Consider the following 16,437-nt stretch of genomic DNA (forward strand, 5'->3'; position numbering starts at 1 on the left):
GATCACTTCCTCCGCTTGGGGGATAGGCGACCGACCTTTCTTCCAGGCGGCGCGTTCCTTCCTACAGTGCTGGGCTTACCCACATGGGGGTGGCCACCGCCACCGTGAGGGTGGTTGACCGGGTTCATGGCCACTCCCTTCACCTTCAGGTAGGCCTTGCTCTTGCTGCGGTAAGCGTGGAACTTATTGCCCGACTTACCGAACGGCTTCTCTCTCTGACCTCCGCCAGCGACCACGCCCAAGGAGGCGCGGCAGCGGGGGTTGAAGGTCTTGAACGAACCAGAGGGCATGAGGAGCACTACCTTGTCTCCTCTGCTGACCACGGTCGCGGACGTGCCGGCAGTGCGGACGAACTTACCGCCGTCGCCGGGTTGTCCCTCTACATTGTAAACATAGCTTCCCTCAGGAACGGAACTGAGAGGGACCACGTTCCCGGGGCTGAGGTCCGCGGCGGACATGTCGTAGGTGACGTTCTTGCCCACCACCATGCCCTCTGCGGCGATCATCAATACGTTCTCACCGGAGAAATCGATCTTGGCCAAAGGTCCGCTGCGACCGGGGGCGTGTATGAGATCGACTATCTTGCCAGTGCCGGCATCGACATTGGGATACCGAATGTTACCGATCTGCCTGTGGCCAGGGTTGCGGTAGACCGCGCCGCCCTTTCCACGTCTCTGCTGTCTGAGCTGTTTTCCCATATTATCGCCTCAGAACACTCCTATTCTCATCCCGATGTCCTCAGCCGAGTATCCCTCGGCGAGCTGGATGGTCGCTCGCTTTCCCTCCTTGGTTCTCTTGGTCCATACCTTTACGACCTTCACCTGGAAGTACTCCTCGAAGGCCTCCTTGATCTCCTTCTTGGTCGCTTCCTTGAGGACCACGAACTCGATCCGGTTGCCGTCCTTGTAATCCTGGGTGGGAGTTCCCGACATGTGATTCATAGTTTTTTCAGTTACATAGGGGTGCAGCAGTATGTCCGTGTTGACCATGCCTACCACTCTCCTACCTTCTTGAGGGCGGACTCAGAGAAGACCGCAAGCCTTCCAGCTACTCCGCCTGGGGCCAGCACTCCTGCGTTCAGCCCCTCGGTCGCTACGATCTCTACTCCGGGCAGGTTGTTGGCGCCCATGAAGACCGGTGCTTCCTGTGCAGAAACGACCAGCAGGACGCTCCTGGGGGTCTTGTACTTCCTGCTCCTCATCTTGCCCCGGCCGGCCCGTATCTTCTTCCCGTCCTTTGCTCGATCGAGGTCAGGGGAAACGCCCAGTTTCTCCAGGGCGGACACGACATCGCTGGTGGTGGAGAGCTTCTCGAAGTCGTCCTCCACGATCACCGGCATGGTGATACCTTCCTCGAACTGATGGCCCCGAAGCTTTACCATCTCCGGGTCAGCGAGGGCGGCCAGAGCGGACAGCTTGGCCTTGTTCTTCTCCTTTCTGTTGATCTTCTTGGAGTAGTCCTTCTCTGGCTTGGGCGGGAAGGCCCTGCGTCCGCCGACGTTGTTGGGCGATTCCGCAGCCTTGTTGCCCTGGGTGAGCCTCTGGACACGCGATGTTCCTCGGCCTTTGCCCCACTGGGACACTGCATGCCTCATGCCTGCCTTGGGGGAAGGCCCGTAGGGCTGACGTCTGTTCGCCTGTTCCGCGATCGCGGCCCTGTGGATGATGTCAGGGCGGTAATCAGCGGAGAAGGCGCTCGGGAGCTCCACGCTCTTCACTATGTCGCCTTTTACAGAATAGATGTTAACGCTGTTCTTGGCCATTTTCTTCAGGCCCCCTGCTTGGACTCTGTGGAGACATACACCATGTTAGGCGCCTCCTTGAGCATAGTGCCAGCCGGTCTTACTGGGTCCCTCAGGCGGATCAGCCTCTTGGTAGGGCCCGGTACGGAGCCGTGGATGAGCACGTAGTTATTTCTTACATTCCCATAGTGGACGAACCCGCCCTTGGGGTTGACCTCTTCCCCCTTCTCGCCGATCTTGATGATCCGCTTGTTGAACTCGGTCCTCTGATGGTAGCCCATCTGACCGGCCTGGGGGACCTGGGGTCTGACGAACCCGGGCCTCTTGGGCCCTAGGGTCCCGATCATCCTGCGGTGCTTGGAGTTCTTGTGGGAGAGCAGCTTGACACCCCATCTCTTGACGGCTCCCTGGAACCCCTTGCCCTTGGTGACCGCGGACACATCGATGATGGCCCCGTCCTTGGCGAACTCGGTGATAGTGATCTCCTTTCCCAACAATCCCTTCGCATATTCCAGGCGCTGCTCCATGGAGCCACCGCCGACGCGGGTCTCCATCAGGTCGGGGACCTTCTTGGGCACTCCGGTTATGAACTTGGGCTGGGTGTAGGTAAGAACCCGGACATCCTCGATGTCATTCTTGTTCAGCTGGCCCCAGGCCTTCTCAGCATCCTGGTTCTTGGGGATCGGTAGCTTACGAGCGAGGGCGTTGTCGACACCGCTGGCCCAGATCTCACCAACGGTCCGCAGGCCATATCGGGAGCTCTCGTAGAACCTCACGGCCGCTACCTTCATGGGGGGGACCTCGAGAACGGTAACGGGCACCTGCACTTCCTGCCCCGTGGTCAGGCTGGTCTTTCGGTAGTCCACGATGAACGCGTGGGTCATCCCGGCCTTGTATCCTGCGAAGCCTTGTAGCTTAGGGCCTTCACTGATCTCGGGCCAGGAATCCAACCTGGGCGTTTGGCTGACTGCTCGCTTCCTAGGCGAATATGCTTTTGAACCCTGTCTTGGACGTCTCTTGTTTGGCATGATTCTCCCTCTCTTCTCCTGAGAGAATCCACTCTCTGTGCTTGCGCCTCTTCAGACTCGATCGCTCGAGGTCAGCACCTTCGACCGTGACGCGTTATCCACCCTCCGAGAATGGAGTTAGAGGGGAAGTTGGGATGTCAAAGCATTGCCCATGGCGTCTGGTCGAACGTCCTCAGCGCTTATAGCGTACGGGTGGCATTATAGTTGTTGTATTTAAACTTACCGTGAGGGGAAATCACCCATCTGGATGCCCCATATTCCCTCCTCATAGAATGCGTTCCCAGAATACTTGCACAGCCTCGCCGAGTGCTAATCAACAGGCAAATTATATGATGTTATATGTTCTCATCATCAATAACGGTGAGATGGTCATGGATAAGGTGAAGGGAAAGGAACGAACACAGAGGACCCTGTTGAACTTTGATGTGACCGATCCTTTCGAGGCTCCCACCATCGAGGCCTTCAAGGACCAGTACCGGCGGCTTCATGGTCACAACCCTTCAGCGGTGGACCTCAGCTCCTATTATCGCCAGCACCCCCAAGAACTGGTCCGACGCCAAGGATCCCTCAAGAAAGGCTGAGGCCGGCCTCTGGCGTCAGAGCTTGCCTTCCTTGGCCTTCTTCTGCAGGCGCTTGGAACGTTCTTTGGTGGTGAAACCCGTTGCCCTCTCCATGAATTCGTTGTACTTCTGATTGGACTGCTTCATGGCGTCCAAGCTTGCTCCCTTGTCCGAGGTGCTGGCGACCGATAGGATGCTCTTGCTGATGAGCTTGACCTCGAACCTGCTAGTAGCACCGAAGGAGGTCACATAGGCTCCGTTCTCCTCGGTGACCTTGCCGAAGATATCCTTCATCAGGTTCTTCAGTCCGTCCCCTTCCAATGCGGCACCCTTGCCCTTCTTGATATCGAATTCCATGTGATTATCCTCCTAATCGAACTCCAGCTCATCGCTGAGGTATCTGTCAACGTCCACGCTCGTGCCCAACGCATCCTGAAGGTCCATCAGCGCCAACCAGTGCTGGCGGCAACCGCATTCCGGCACTTCAAGGTGGTCTAGGTCCTGGCTGAAGGAAAAGTGTTGGACCGCATCAAGTATCTTTCTGTCACAACGGTCGCAATTGTGAACACCCCTGACGGTCCCTCCCCCGGACGGGGAGGAAATGAGGCGGGTATCGGTCATCCTACGACCCATCCTCAGTACCTCTACGAGGGACCACGCCCATGGGGGACGGTAACTGCCTTTCCTCCATAGGGCGTCCACCACCGTGTCCCTCTGAACATTGACCGGGTTGATGCTCACGCTCTCCGACAGCGGGGCAGCGTAGGCGATCGAGGCGATGGTGTCCTCCACTGCCGCCCTTTCGGTGAGGTACGGAGGTTTCAGCAGCAGGTAGGTCCTCAGGGGAAGCCTTGCCTCACGGAGGACGTTGGCGGCGGCGGTGTAATCCTTCACCGTGAAGCCCTTGCGGACGCACTTCCTAAGGACCTCCTCGTTCGCTGACTCCAGCCCAATGGCCACGGCCGCCCGGGGGTCCACGCCCTGCAAGTTCTCCTCCGTGATGAACTCTGGACGGCTCTCTACCAGCACCCTATCCGCGCCCTGAAAGGTGGAGAAGATCTCACCCCTTATGTCCAAGGGCACCTCCCGAGGATCAAGGAACGACCCAGATGTGTAGATCTTCACCATCTTCTCTCCCTTGTACCGTTGTGAGGCCTGGGCCAGTTGTGAGCGGAGATGCTGGGATGTGACCTGCCGGGAGCTGGCGGAGTTGTACCCGCACATCAGGCAACCCTTCTGCCACGACCACCAGCAACCTGTCGTTCTCAAGATCGCCACGAAGGCGTCCACTCTTTCACCATCGATGACATCCTGTTCCTTCCAGATGCTCACCGGACTTTGCAGGTCTTCCAAGCTCAAACGTGCCATCTCACAACGTCCTTGATGGACATCGCCTCCTTGATAATTACCTTTGCCTGAGGTCCCATCTTGGAAAGGAACTGAGGGATCCAGCCATGGTGAACGGTGCATCGGTGAAGCATAAGGCTGGATGCTGAGTTACATGCCGACACCACATCGCCCCTTCTCTGGATGCGGAAAGGATACGCCGCCTACATACCCTCACATCAGGCCGAGCCGTCTCACCATACCTTTGACGTTGTAGAACAGACGCTCCTAAACGATCTCGCCGTCCCGCCATGTGGCGACCGTGCGAACTCGAGGTGCGCGGTCTTCCCGGGCTGGACCACATTTCCATCAACACCCTTCATCGGCCTCTTCAATGAGGCCATCCAATCGGCCACGGTGCACGCGTGGTCCCCGTAACCGAAAGCGATCTTGTAGGGGGTCGTTAAGAAGACTGTGTTGAAGTTCTTGAAGAACTCCACCGCCTGGAGATAGTGATCATAGCGTCCCTTCGTCGGTTCAGGTTGATTAGGCCAGTAGACCTTGACGTCCTCCTTATGCCTCTTCCTGAAGGTCTCCCACCGGGGGCTATAGGGACCGGCGTTCCAAGCATCATCCAAGGTCTTCATCAATCGCAAGTTCCCCTCAGCGCTCGTCAGAATCACCATCTATCGTTTCATCAGAACACTATGTAACAATTGTCTAGCGCCCGGCCAGTGCGGCCGCGGGTAATGAACATGCCACCCTTGGGACCTTCGACCGAGTGCCGTCTCCTAATCCTTTAATATGGAGGGATTAATCCGTGACGCGAAGGATTGGGCATGGCCAAGAAAATAATAGTCATTGGTTCAGGTGCAGCAGGAATGACCGCGGCGTCCGCAGCGAGGGAGACGGACAGCGAGGCGGAGATAACAGTGTTCACCGAGGAGGAGCACATCTCGTACTCGCCCTGCGCGATCCCCTTCGTCCTGGAGGGGCGGATCAAGGACTTCTCATCGATCATCATGCACGATCCCGAGTTCTACCGCCGGGATAGGAACATCAGTGTTCGAACGCGTACTAAGGTCGTGGCCGCCGATGCGGACAAGCATACGGTCACTCTGGCCGATGGAGAGACCCTGCCCTACGACTCCCTGGTTCTGGCGACAGGGGGCACGGTGTTCGTTCCGCCCATAGCGGGCATCGACCTCCCAGGAGTTTTCCGGGTGCGCTTCATCAAGGATGGGATGGACATACAGGCCGCGCTGCCCTCGGTGCGTTCGGTCGTGGTCGCGGGGGCGGGGGTCATCGGCCTGGAGGTCGCAGTGGCACTGCGGCACGCGGGCAAGGAGGTCACGGTGGTGGAGATGTTCCCGCAGATCATCCCCCGTATCTGCGATCAGGATGTGGCCAAGGAGGTCCAGTCATACTGTGAGGGCCTGGGCATAAAGTTCCGCATGGGCACGCCCCTGGGCTCCGTATGTGGTGAGAACAAGGTGGAGAAGGTGGTCGTGGGGAAGGAGGAGATATTCTGTGACATGGTCATCATGGCCACAGGCGTGAGGGCCAACCTCGAGCTCCCGAACCTCCTAGGCCTGGAGATCGGGGCTTTGGGTGCCGTCAGGACCTCTCCCACCCTTCAGCCGTACAAGAAGGGCAGATTAGTAAAGGACATCTATCTCGCGGGCGACGTCGTCATGTGCCAAAGTGCGGCCGTTCCTGGACCAACCATGAGCCAGTTGGGGGCCACGGCAGTGAGGCAGGGGCGGGTCGCGGGGATGAATGCCGCCGGTGGTCGCGCCCTGTTCCCTGAGGTCTTGAGCGCCTGGATCTCTCAGATTGGCGACCTTCAGGTGGGCGGCACAGGCCTGTCGCGGGGATTGGCCGACTACTACGGCCTGGACGTGGTGGAGGCCAAGGCGGAGGGTCTCACGCGTGCCCGTTACTACCCCGGAGGAATGCCTCTCACTGTTAAGCTCATCGCGGAGCGCGAGAGCCATCGCATCGTAGGAGGGCAGATAGTTGCGGGGGAGGAGGTCACCGGACGAGTGAACTGGCTGACCGCGGCCATCTTCAAGGGGACCACTGTGGAGGAGTTCGTCACCTCTTTCGAGAACGCCTACTGTCCGCCGACGTCCATGGTCAAGGATGTGGTCAATGTCGCGGCAGAGAGGCTCCTTGAGAGGCTTTGAGATGACCAAGGTCCTCTTCCGCACCTACGGTCATCCAACGCACATCGTGGGCGGAGGACAGACGGACATCGAGTTCCCGGGAGTCACCGTGAAGGACCTCCTCGATCAGTTGGTGAGGACCTTTGGCGATCCCATGAGAAACATCCTCTACCCCAAGGATGACAAGTTTTCGGACATGCTCTATGTCCTGATCAATGGAAAGAACATGACCTATCTCGATGGCCTGTCCTCCAGGCTCCAGGACGGCGATGTGGTCGCCGTGCTCCCGATGACGGCCGGGGGTTAAGTTCCGTGGCAGCTACCCAGCATGACAATAATATACTACCATGAATGATAATAATATAATATCATTCAAATAGTAGTCTCTCCAATAATAATATGCACGAGTTCTGTCAACTGGGATGGGGGGAGTTGACATGAGAGATACCGAGATAGCTCAGGCCAAAACGGCCGCTCGCCTGCTCAGTGGGTACCTGGACGATATAGAGCCCAGGCCTTCGCATAAGGATTCGGAGCCTACCTTCTCCAGCGGCATGGCCGTCAGTGGAACCCGCAGGGTCCCTGAACATGCTTGAAACATGTCCAGTGGGCCCCATAATAGGATCTATTTAGTCATAGCCAGATTATTAATTTAATAATCAATTCTCGATTTATAATAAGTGTGATATAACCTCTATATCCGCCTACATCGTTACTATTTCTTGGTCAAGTGAATTTGAACGGGCCGCATAGCTTTGCTAGGTGGTGATGGGATGGGAAGGTTCAAATTTTTCAAGGCTAGGAACTACAAGGATTATTGGATCATTAACGAGCTTGTCGAGCAGTGCAACGAAGAGGGCAAGGACGGCAGGTTCCGCTGGTGCTACGCTCCCCGGGAGCACGTCAACCTGCCATATATCGAGCCGGGGACACAGGCCAAGCTGATCATTACCAAGGATAAGGTACCGAGGATAGTGGGCTTTTACTCCTACGACTCCGACGATCGAAGGTTGGACGTCCTCTATGTCGTGCCCAAGATGAGAGGACATCACATTGCACTGGATATTGTGGACGACTTCCTGCGGATCCCCCCGCGGGACAAGCAGGCGAAGGTTCTCAACCCCTGCCGGGCGGTGCGCAAGATGCTCAACAAGCACTATCCCGGTCGCTTCGAGGCTGTCGTGACCAGAGGGAGAGAGTTCATCACGATCCACTACGAGGAGGAGGACCTTGTAGGATATATGGGATAAAAAAGGGGAAAAAGGAGAAAGGAAGGTTTAGGTGTCGAAGTACAGATAGAACTCCGAGGGGTGCGGGCGTAGCCGTATGTAGTCGTTCTCCTTGAGGCGCTTGTAAGCGATCCACTCCTCCACGAAATCCTTGGTGAAGACGTTACCCCGCAGCAGGAAATCATGGTCCGATTCCAGGTTATCCAGGGACTTCTCCAGGGAGCCAGGGACCTGCTTAATGAGGGCCTGCTCCTCCTTGGGCAGCTCGAACATGTCCGTGTCGTGGGGGGAACCGGGATCTATCTTGTTCTTTATGCCGTCAAGACCTGCCATGAGCATTGCGGAGAAGGCCAGGTAGGGGTTGGACGTGCAGTCTGGGGGCCTGTACTCGATCCTCTTGGACTTGGGGCTCTTGGAGTACATGGGTATCCTGACCGCTGCGGACCGGTTCCTCTGCGAGTACACGAGGTTGACGGGCGCTTCGTACCCAGGGACCAGCCGGCGATATGAGTTGGTGGAGGGGTTGGTCAGGGCCAGCAGCGAGGGGGAGTGCTCGAGTATGCCCCCGATGTAGTAGAGGGCCTCCTGGGACAGGAGGGCGTAGCCCTTCTCATCGAAGAACACGTTATTACCACCCTTTGACAGGCTCTGGTGGGTGTGCATGCCGGTACCATTGTCACCGAACAGGGGTTTGGGCATGAAGGTGACGGTCTTGCCGAGCTGGGCCGCGGTGTTCTTCAGGACATACTTGTAGAGCATGACCTGGTCGGCCATCTTCGTCAGGGTCTGGAACCGCATGCCGATCTCGCCCTGGCCAGCGGTGGCGACCTCGTGGTGATGTAGCTCGCACTCGATCCCCACGTCCATGAGGTTCATGACAGCCTGGGACCGGAAGTCCTGCAGCGAGTCGGTGGGCGGGACGGGGAAGTAACCCTCCTTGTTCTTGGGGCGATGGCCGAGGTTGATCCCGTTGACGTTGTTGCCAGAGTTCCATATACCCTCGTTCGAATCTATGTAGTAGAAACCGCAGTGCTGGTTCTGTTCGAAGCGGATGGAGTCGAAGACGAAGAACTCCAGCTCCGGGCCGAAATACGCGGTGTCGGCGATCCCACTGTCACTTAGGTACTCCTCGGCCTTCTGGGCTATGTACCGAGGATCCTTCCCATACCTGTTCCCGTTGATGGGCTCACGAACGTTGCAGAAGACCGAGAGCGTCGGTATCCTGCATGCGGGGTCCAGGAAAGCGGTGTTCATATCAGGGACAAGGAGCATGTCGCTCTCATCTATGTGGGCGAACCCCCGGATGGAGGAAGCATCGAAACCCACACCGTCCTGGAGCAGGTCCTCGGACATCCTTCCCGCGGGATAGGTGATGTGCTGCAGCGTACCAGGCACATCGGTGAACTTGAAGTCCACCATTCCGACCTTGCCAGAGGTACACATGTCCATGGCCTCGGCTTTGCTCATTCTCTCCTTGACACGGTTGTTGTCTGCCACCATCGTTGTTCACGTCCTTCCTGTTTCTTTCGGTGAGTTCGGAAATCGGACGAGGCCGGCACGAGCTCACCTCTATTGTGAGGTCGCATCTTTCATCTTCAATGAGATGTTTGTCGACCTACACTAGAGGCTCAATAGACAAATTACTAATTATAACTTTTGTTATAAGACAATTACATACTATTGCTCTTTAATACACTTCATATGTATAATCGGAATATTTGATTCCGTTAGTATCGCGATCTTGATCGCGCATGTCATGTCGGCAGGTGGAAGGTGCTCCTATGAACATCTCCATCCTCGCTCTCTTTTTTCAAAATATTACGATCAATCGGCGCACCTGGCCACCGATCGGTCGGAACATTTGACATCGAGTACCTGGTTTTTCCTCCCGCCCCGAAACACTAAATAATCCTCAGGGAATCGGTACCCGAGTCATATGGACACCGAAAAAAGGTTCAACCTGTTGGCGAGGAACACTGAGGAGATCGTCACCGTCGAAGAGCTTAAGAAGATCCTCGAGACCAACCCTTCGCCGAGGAGCTATATCGGGTTCGAACCCTCTGGCCTGGTACACTTGGGTTGGGTCATTTGCGCCAACAAGGTGAAGGACCTTGTGGACGCAGGATTCGATATGACCATCTTCTTTGCGGACTGGCATGCGTACATCAACGACAAGCTGGGAGGGGACATCGAGCGCATCCGCATCTGTGCAAAATACATGGAGGACTGCTTCGAGGCTTTGGGCGTTCCTCGGGACAAGGTGAATTTCGTCCTCGCCTCCGAGATCATGGACATCACCTACTGGGAAAAGGTGATGAAGGTCGGAAAGGTCACCTCCCTCTCACGGATTAAGAGGGCCATGACCATCATGGGGAGGAAGGAGGACGACGCCGAGCTCGATTCCTCCAAGTTCCTCTACCCTCTGATGCAGGCCACAGATATCTTCCAGATGGACATCGATCTAGCTTATTCGGGTATCGATCAGCGTAGGGCTCACATGTTGGCTCGGGAGGCGGGAGAGAAGCTCCAGTGGAAGGTGCCCGTTGCCCTCCATACACCACTTCTCCCCGGCCTCAAGGGCATGAGCCGCATGGACCCCGTCGCGAACAAGATGTCCAAGTCCGATCCCGACAGCGGAATAATCATCCATGATTCGCCAGAGGACATCGAGAGGAAGATCAAGAAGGCCTTCTGTCCCCCTGAAGTGGAGGGCAACCCTATCCTGGCTATCGCCAAGATGATCCTGTTCCAGAAGAGCCCGGTCTTCATCATCGACCGGCCCGAGAAGTTCGGCGGACGCCTGGAGTTCACCTCCTACGAGGAGCTGGAATCGACTTACGTAGAGGGAAAGCTCCATCCCATGGACCTGAAGATCGGTGTGGCCAAGGCCCTTAGCGAGCAACTACAGGGAGCAAGGGAGTATTTCCAGAGGAATCCCCAGAACCTTGATGCCATGCGTCGTTCCCTGGGCATCATCTGAAGGAACGGTCCGGGGCGTCCCGTTTGGTGCGCCCCTTCGTAGTTCTTTCTTCAGCTCAAGATGTTATCAGAGCGAGGAACTCACGCAGGGCGCTTAATGTAATCCATCCCCTCTCCCTGGGGTTCGATAATAGCGATCCGTGAGGAGTTGGACCCGATGCAACAGGAAGCTAGCGCCAGGATACCTCAGGAAGTGTTGACATTCTTTTCCAAACCGGGGGGTCATTCCCTCATCATCAGGGGCGAGGCGGGTACAGGCAAGACCACCCTCTCCCTGCAGCTGATAGAGGAGCTTGCTCAATACAATAACAGCCACTACCTCTCCACGCGGGTCTCGGACATCTTGCTGCTGGTGCAGTTCCCGTGGCTGGGGGAGAAGATATATGGCAAGGAATACACCAGCTTCGTGAAGAACCAGGTGCCCTGGATAACAGGCGAGGGCGACCCTGATACCGCCCACGTGATCCCCCGTGATGACGGAGCCCACGATGTCGGTCTTAAGAAGCTCATGGACATATATCACGACGAGCGCCGGTCGGGGGCCGATGTCTTCCCTGCCATGGAGGACGTCAACCGCGTCTATGATGCTGTGAAGGGTGCTCTGCCTCAGCGTTCGCTGGTGGTCATAGATTCCCTAGATGCCTTGGCGGAGAGGCACGGGCTAGAGAACGCTCCATTCATTACCGCCATCCAGAAGGACCTGGTGGAGGGCTATGGCGCGAACATAATCTTCGTGTTCGAGAACAACGAGAAAGAGAACGATTACCTTGCCGACGCCTCCGTGGTGCTGTCCGCACAGGAGCATCAGGGGCGGACCATACGCCACCTTAAGGTGCAGAAGCTCCGAGGCTGTGAGATCAAACAGCTGCGTTACCTGTTCACCCTCAAGGGGGGCAGGGTCCAGAGCTTCGGGAACATCAAGTCCCTGGACGTGACCCTTGACAGGGAGTGGTCTTCCCTCTCTGACAACCGAGGCAAGATATCGTCAGGCCTGGTAGACCTGGACCGCCTCTTGGGAGGCGGGTTCAACCCTGGGGCCGCAGTGCTGTATGAGATAGGCAAGAACGTGCCCATGGAGATCATCAGTCTGATGGAGCAGTCTCTGGTTGCCAACTTCGCCTCTCAGCGCCGGGGAGCCCTGTGGCTGCCTATGAAGCGGGTTAGCGCCGACACCGTGAAGAAACAGCTCTCCGCGGCCATACATCCCAACCTATTCGATAAGTGCGTCCGCATACCCGAGCTGGCTGTCCAGAGCGAGGCTGGCCGCTCCAATCACGTTCTGAGGGTGGAGGGCGCGGATGTGGCCGCGGACCTCAAGTGGGACCTGCTCACGTACTCCTTAAAATCAGCGGACATGCCATACCTCACTCTGTTCGGGTTCGACACACTGGAATCGATATACGGGGAGAACGTCATGAGCGGGCTCACCGAGCATGTCGCCACCCTGAAGCGGAACGGGGGCGTGTTCGCAGCCCTTTCATCGGAGTCAACCCAGTCGAACAAGAAATTGATAGATCTGTCAACTGTGCATCTTAAGATTGAGCGGATCGACGGGGTGCTCACGCTCTACGGTGAGGAGCCCTTCACAGAGTGCAACGCCGTCACCCTGGAGTGGAGGGAGCGGGGCGGTTGTCTGTCGCTCACGCCGGTGGTCTGAGCGCGCCGCGTCAATTATTTGTATGGCCATGCCCTAGGATGGTCGATGATGCCACGGACCTTGCTGGTGGACCTAGGCGGGACATTGATAGACCTGTTCGGGCACACTAGCCCCGGTCAGGTCCTGCCCAGATCTCTCGAGGGGGCGTCCCGGGTGTTGATGGAGGCAGGTTCTCGCCCACCTCCGATCAGCGTTCTAGAGTCCCGATGGGAAACACGGAGGCAGGACCCCAACGACACCTCAGTGAGGACTCTGGAGGACCGTTTGTCGTTCACCTTCGATATCGATCCCAACGAGGGGGCGCTGCTGCTCTCGGCCTGCCGCGCGTTCATGTGGCCGCTCTTCTCTCAGACAAGGGTGTTCGAGGATACCCTCCCCTTTCTGTCCCACGCCCGGACCCGTGGCATAAGGGTGGTCATAGTCTCTAACACCACCTGGGGGAGCCCGGCCCACCTGTGGAGGGAGCTATTAGATGTGATAGGTCTAAGCGCCTGCGTCGACGCTTCGGTGTTCTGCCGGGACGTGGGTCGAAGGAAGCCTGACCCCATGGTCTACCGATATGCCATGGAGGTAGCGGGGACACCCCCGGAGAGCTGCCTCTTCGTGGGCGATAATCCAGTATGGGACGTGGAAGGTCCTGAGAGAGCGGGTATAAGATCAGTGCTCTTAGACAGAAGGGCCGAATGGATCGGCCAGGGCTATGACCGCACCACGTCTTTGCTTGAGGTCAAGGACCTATACCTGAAGTAGGGCGCCGACCCTGGATCTCGCGGAAGAATTCCATGGTGCGCTTCATGCACATGTTCAGGACCGCCTCCACGTCCCCCACACCTGTGAGGCCGGCAGCTCCCGCATGTCCCCCACCACTGTTGTTGGTCTCCCCGCCGATCTCGTCGAGGAGCACTCCCAAGTGGAGGCCCTTCCTGACCATATCCTGCCTAGCGCGGGAGCTGATCCGGAACCTTTCGTCTCTCTGGGACCCTACGAAGGAGATGTCCGCCCCGATGTTCAAAAGCGCCTTGCACACCGAACTCTCGTGAGCGCTGCCTAAGGAGATGGCCACGATATTGTCGCCGATCCTTTCGAAGCGCATGCGCTGTGCCCCTTTGAGCTGGGAGATCCGCTCGGAGACATCCGTATCCAGATCCGTCAGGTCCATGACCTCGTCCATCTCTATGCCTGAGGTCTCCATCACCTCAGCGAACGAACGCATCATGGTTGCGTTGGCGAAGCGGAAATGCCCGCTGTCGGTGAGCATGCCCACAGCCAGGGCGAGCCCTATGTTCCTGTCGATGGTTGCTCCGGAGACCCTCAGGAGATCGAACACGATCTCCGCACAGCTCCGTCGTCCCTCATCGATGCAGCACAATCCCTGATCCCAATCCCCGCTGGGAGAGTGGTGGTCGATGGCCACGATGTCCCTACCGGAAACGTCGATCCCTATCTGGTCCATTGAAGATGAGTCCACGGCGACCAGGTAATCAAAGTCATCAAGGTTCACTTGGTTCTCTACCGCCAGATCGAGCTTCATGGCCATGACCTTGGCCACCCTATCTATGCCACCGACCGCCACCACGGTGACCTCGGGGAAGCTGCGGTAGATGGCATAAGCTGAGCCAAGGGCATCGGGGTCAGCATTGCCATGAAGGAAGACAGCCTTCTTGCCTGCCTTCAGCTTATCTGATATTGCTAGAAGCTGACCACTGAACGGATGTTCACAGTAACGGTCCATATAACTCAACCTGGTGGGATGGCACCGTGGTCATTGAGGACACGTCCCCACTTCTTTTGATCTCCGCCTCATGTGAACCACTATGCTCCTCCATCCGCAATTTATGTTAAAATCGTATGGGAAAGAATTAATCCCGACCCTGGAGGGACATGTGCCCTCAGGGCAAGGCGCAGTTTATCCAACGGCCTTACATCGAGCCCAGAGACGGACCAGAGGGTGTGGACAACGCCTTGTTGAGCTGGTCCTGCAGGGCCTGATATCTGTCCCGTAGTGACTTCTCTTGGCGCTCCAGGCTCTTTAGGCGGACCTCCATGGTCTCCTTGCTCTCCTCGATGTCCTTCAGAATGGTCTCCTTGCCGTCAGCCTTGATCAGCAGGGCACCAATGGACTTGTAGATGACCACGTCCTCGGGGGACTTGGTCAGCTCCTCCGTGGTGCGGGTCATTTCCTTGACCTGGGCATCTATCTGGAACTTCTGATTCAGAACCGCCTGCAGTTGCTGCTGGAGCTGCTGGAACTGAGCGATCTGGTTCTGGACCTTGGGACTCAAATCATCCATTTTCTTCACCTACCATGTTGCCAATCTCTTCCGAGATACTTATCCACCTTAAATATGAATTTAGGGCGGCCCGGAGGGCCCCCAGGTCGGAGGCCTCCACGTTGAGAACGATCTCCTCGCCCTCGGAGGTGAGGTGGACCCTTGTGCGAGGGATCTCCCTCCCCACCTCCGGCGAGAGAGCGCTCATCACTGCCCTATGATGCGGGGTGATAACACGAAGGGTTGCCCGGGGCATCCTTCACCGGGCTTTGATGACCTTCTTTACGTTAGGTCTTTCCTTGTAGAATATCTTGGAACCGCACTTCTCACACTGGATGCCGACGGTGTTGACGTTGGAACGTATGGGTTCGTTGCAGGCCCCGCATTTATACATCTTCACTCACCCTTGTTGTTCACGATGACCTCGCTCTCGACCTTGGCGGCCTGAGCGGCACGGAACTCCTCTGAGGTCTCCTTCTTGGAGATGGGGGAGTAGGCTCCGGCGGCGAACTTGGTGTCGCACTTGGAGCAGTGCCAAATACCGCTGCTTACCCGAGATACGCTGTTCCTGTGGCAAGTCGGGCACTCGTGCTCCGAGATCTTCACCTTCTCGATGTCGCGGACGCGGTTCCTGACCACCACGCCATATCTCGTACCGAACCTTCCCGAGCTTCCTGCCTTCTCTGTTGACTTGGACATACTATCACACCATGAGGTTTCTAAGGTCCTTGCTCACGCGCAGGGACGCGTCGATCACCTGCTTGACCTCGTCCAGCGTAAAAGCGCCAGTGAGCCCCTTCTGCATCGCCCTCAGGTCTCCGTTCTCATCAGTGGTCACTGTAAGGCGAGCTTCCGCGACCTTTTCTTCGTCGAGAGTCGGGTCAAACAATATAGAGTTTTCTATCTTTACGACCGTGGTCTGAATGGGGAGGTGGCGCAGGGGCATGGGGTAGTCCTCACCCTTGTCGTTCTCCTTGGCCGGGACCATCGTGGTCCTCAGAGCGGCAATGGCCCCGAGGAAACAGGCATCGAATAGGTTCCCGTCGTAGTCCAGAACGTAGATGTCCAGGAAGTTGATCCATACCTCCTCGCCGTGCTTTATGCACAGTTTCTGCAGGTCGATCATCTCGCTCTCCCTGATGCCCCTGTCGATGACCCTGGCCAGCTCTATGGCACCAGCGTCTGGAGGCCCAGCCTCGAAGGTAGGGGAGGCCAGGGGTATAAGCTCGGTGTTGGTGGTGAGTACGCCGCGGTCGGGGGTGTCTTCGAACGGCTTGCCCACCTCCATCTTCACTCCCACGAGCACATCGGTGTTACCGAGGCGCACTCGGGCGGAACCCTGGGCGCTTTCAATGTAGTTGGTCTCGATTTTGATCTCACGGTATTCGTCGAGGGCCCTTCCGTCAACCCTCTTACCGGTGGACAGCAGCTTGTGGATGTGTCCCTTCTTGATCTCGGACATTATTGGTTCAGCCATAT

21 protein-coding genes and 1 pseudogene are annotated in these 16,437 nt (G+C 57.1%); 8 read left to right on the plus strand and 14 right to left on the minus strand.

The features are described from left to right. Positions 1-2: 2 nt before the first annotated feature. The 4 genes from GXX95_05190 to GXX95_05205 are packed head-to-tail and all read right to left on the minus strand — an operon-like array spanning position 3 to position 2,769. Complete coding sequence (locus GXX95_05190; protein NLT37534.1) at positions 3-698, minus strand: 50S ribosomal protein L2; 696 nt, start codon at positions 696-698, stop codon at positions 3-5. A 9-nt stretch (positions 699-707) separates the two neighbouring features. Further along, on the minus strand, positions 708-989 hold the full coding sequence (gene rplW / locus GXX95_05195; GenBank protein NLT37535.1) for a 50S ribosomal protein L23: 282 nt from the start codon (positions 987-989) through the stop codon (positions 708-710). A 2-nt stretch (positions 990-991) separates the two neighbouring features. Continuing rightward, on the minus strand, positions 992-1,762 hold the full coding sequence (locus GXX95_05200) for a 50S ribosomal protein L4 (GenBank protein NLT37536.1): 771 nt from the start codon (positions 1,760-1,762) through the stop codon (positions 992-994). Between the two features lie 5 nt (positions 1,763-1,767). Next, on the minus strand, positions 1,768-2,769 hold the full coding sequence (locus GXX95_05205) for a 50S ribosomal protein L3 (GenBank protein ID NLT37537.1): 1,002 nt from the start codon (positions 2,767-2,769) through the stop codon (positions 1,768-1,770). Between the two features lie 371 nt (positions 2,770-3,140). Between GXX95_05205 and GXX95_05210 the strand changes: the two genes are divergently transcribed. Further along, positions 3,141-3,350 (plus strand): hypothetical protein, encoded by a 210-nt coding sequence (locus GXX95_05210; GenBank protein ID NLT37538.1) that lies wholly within the window; start codon positions 3,141-3,143, stop codon positions 3,348-3,350. Positions 3,351-3,365: 15 nt separating this feature from the next. On the opposite strand, the gene GXX95_05215 is transcribed toward GXX95_05210, so the two are convergent. From GXX95_05215 to GXX95_05225, 3 genes and pseudogenes are all read right to left on the minus strand, one after another. Next, the gene (locus tag GXX95_05215) at positions 3,366-3,686 is read right to left on the minus strand and encodes a DUF5611 family protein (GenBank protein NLT37539.1); all 321 of its coding nucleotides are present in this window, start codon (positions 3,684-3,686) and stop codon (positions 3,366-3,368) included. Positions 3,687-3,698: 12 nt separating this feature from the next. After that, entirely contained in the window at positions 3,699-4,688 is a 990-nt protein-coding gene (locus tag GXX95_05220; GenBank protein NLT37540.1) for an archaeosine biosynthesis radical SAM protein RaSEA, read from the minus strand. Positions 4,689-4,943: 255 nt separating this feature from the next. Beyond that, positions 4,944-5,332: pseudogene (locus GXX95_05225) on the minus strand (ester cyclase). Positions 5,333-5,494: 162 nt separating this feature from the next. Here GXX95_05225 and GXX95_05230 point away from each other — a divergent pair. From GXX95_05230 to GXX95_05245, 4 genes are all read left to right on the plus strand, one after another. Continuing rightward, complete coding sequence (locus GXX95_05230; protein NLT37541.1) at positions 5,495-6,844, plus strand: FAD-dependent oxidoreductase; 1,350 nt, start codon at positions 5,495-5,497, stop codon at positions 6,842-6,844. A 1-nt stretch (position 6,845) separates the two neighbouring features. Next, positions 6,846-7,130 carry a MoaD/ThiS family protein gene (locus tag GXX95_05235; protein NLT37542.1) on the plus strand — a complete coding sequence of 95 codons (285 nt, stop codon included), beginning with the start codon at positions 6,846-6,848 and terminating at the stop codon, positions 7,128-7,130. 130 nt (positions 7,131-7,260) lie between these two features. Continuing rightward, positions 7,261-7,419, plus strand: coding sequence for a hypothetical protein (locus tag GXX95_05240; protein ID NLT37543.1), 159 nt, complete (start codon positions 7,261-7,263; stop codon positions 7,417-7,419). 177 nt (positions 7,420-7,596) lie between these two features. Next, complete coding sequence (locus GXX95_05245) at positions 7,597-8,073, plus strand: hypothetical protein (protein NLT37544.1); 477 nt, start codon at positions 7,597-7,599, stop codon at positions 8,071-8,073. Positions 8,074-8,100: 27 nt separating this feature from the next. Here GXX95_05245 and glnA read toward each other — a convergent pair whose 3' ends face one another. Beyond that, on the minus strand, positions 8,101-9,519 hold the full coding sequence (glnA, locus tag GXX95_05250) for a type I glutamate--ammonia ligase (protein ID NLT37545.1): 1,419 nt from the start codon (positions 9,517-9,519) through the stop codon (positions 8,101-8,103). A 469-nt stretch (positions 9,520-9,988) separates the two neighbouring features. Here glnA and GXX95_05255 point away from each other — a divergent pair, with 469 nt between their 5' ends. From GXX95_05255 to GXX95_05265, 3 genes are all read left to right on the plus strand, one after another. Next, entirely contained in the window at positions 9,989-11,032 is a 1,044-nt protein-coding gene (locus GXX95_05255; GenBank protein ID NLT37546.1) for a tyrosine--tRNA ligase, read from the plus strand. A gap of 156 nt (positions 11,033-11,188) precedes the next feature. Beyond that, positions 11,189-12,688 carry a DEAD/DEAH box helicase family protein gene (locus GXX95_05260; protein ID NLT37547.1) on the plus strand — a complete coding sequence of 500 codons (1,500 nt, stop codon included), beginning with the start codon at positions 11,189-11,191 and terminating at the stop codon, positions 12,686-12,688. Between the two features lie 48 nt (positions 12,689-12,736). Beyond that, positions 12,737-13,438, plus strand: coding sequence for an HAD family hydrolase (locus GXX95_05265; protein ID NLT37548.1), 702 nt, complete (start codon positions 12,737-12,739; stop codon positions 13,436-13,438). On the opposite strand, the gene GXX95_05270 is transcribed toward GXX95_05265, so the two are convergent. The 6 genes from GXX95_05270 to GXX95_05295 form a co-directional block, all read right to left on the minus strand. Next, on the minus strand, positions 13,416-14,420 hold the full coding sequence (locus GXX95_05270) for an exopolyphosphatase (GenBank protein NLT37549.1): 1,005 nt from the start codon (positions 14,418-14,420) through the stop codon (positions 13,416-13,418). The two genes, GXX95_05265 and GXX95_05270, sit on opposite strands and share 23 nt — an antisense overlap. A gap of 187 nt (positions 14,421-14,607) precedes the next feature. Beyond that, positions 14,608-14,979, minus strand: coding sequence for a prefoldin subunit beta (locus tag GXX95_05275; protein ID NLT37550.1), 372 nt, complete (start codon positions 14,977-14,979; stop codon positions 14,608-14,610). Beyond that, positions 14,972-15,214, minus strand: coding sequence for a hypothetical protein (locus tag GXX95_05280; GenBank protein ID NLT37551.1), 243 nt, complete (start codon positions 15,212-15,214; stop codon positions 14,972-14,974). The genes GXX95_05275 and GXX95_05280 overlap by 8 nt, the downstream gene beginning before the upstream one ends. 3 nt (positions 15,215-15,217) lie before the next feature. Then, a complete protein-coding gene (locus GXX95_05285) occupies positions 15,218-15,352 on the minus strand; it encodes a DNA-directed RNA polymerase subunit P (GenBank protein NLT37552.1) in 135 nt (44 codons plus the stop codon). Between the two features lie 2 nt (positions 15,353-15,354). After that, positions 15,355-15,657, minus strand: a complete 303-nt coding sequence (locus GXX95_05290; GenBank protein ID NLT37553.1) for a 50S ribosomal protein L37ae — start codon at positions 15,655-15,657, stop codon at positions 15,355-15,357. Positions 15,658-15,661: 4 nt separating this feature from the next. Continuing rightward, positions 15,662-16,435: an exosome complex protein Rrp42 gene (locus GXX95_05295; protein ID NLT37554.1), complete on the minus strand. Its 774-nt coding sequence runs from the start codon at positions 16,433-16,435 to the stop codon at positions 15,662-15,664. Between the last annotated feature and the right edge of the window lie 2 nt (positions 16,436-16,437).

It is taken from the genome of Methanomassiliicoccus sp. (assembly GCA_012719175.1).
GTDB lineage: Archaea > Thermoplasmatota > Thermoplasmata > Methanomassiliicoccales > Methanomassiliicoccaceae > UBA6.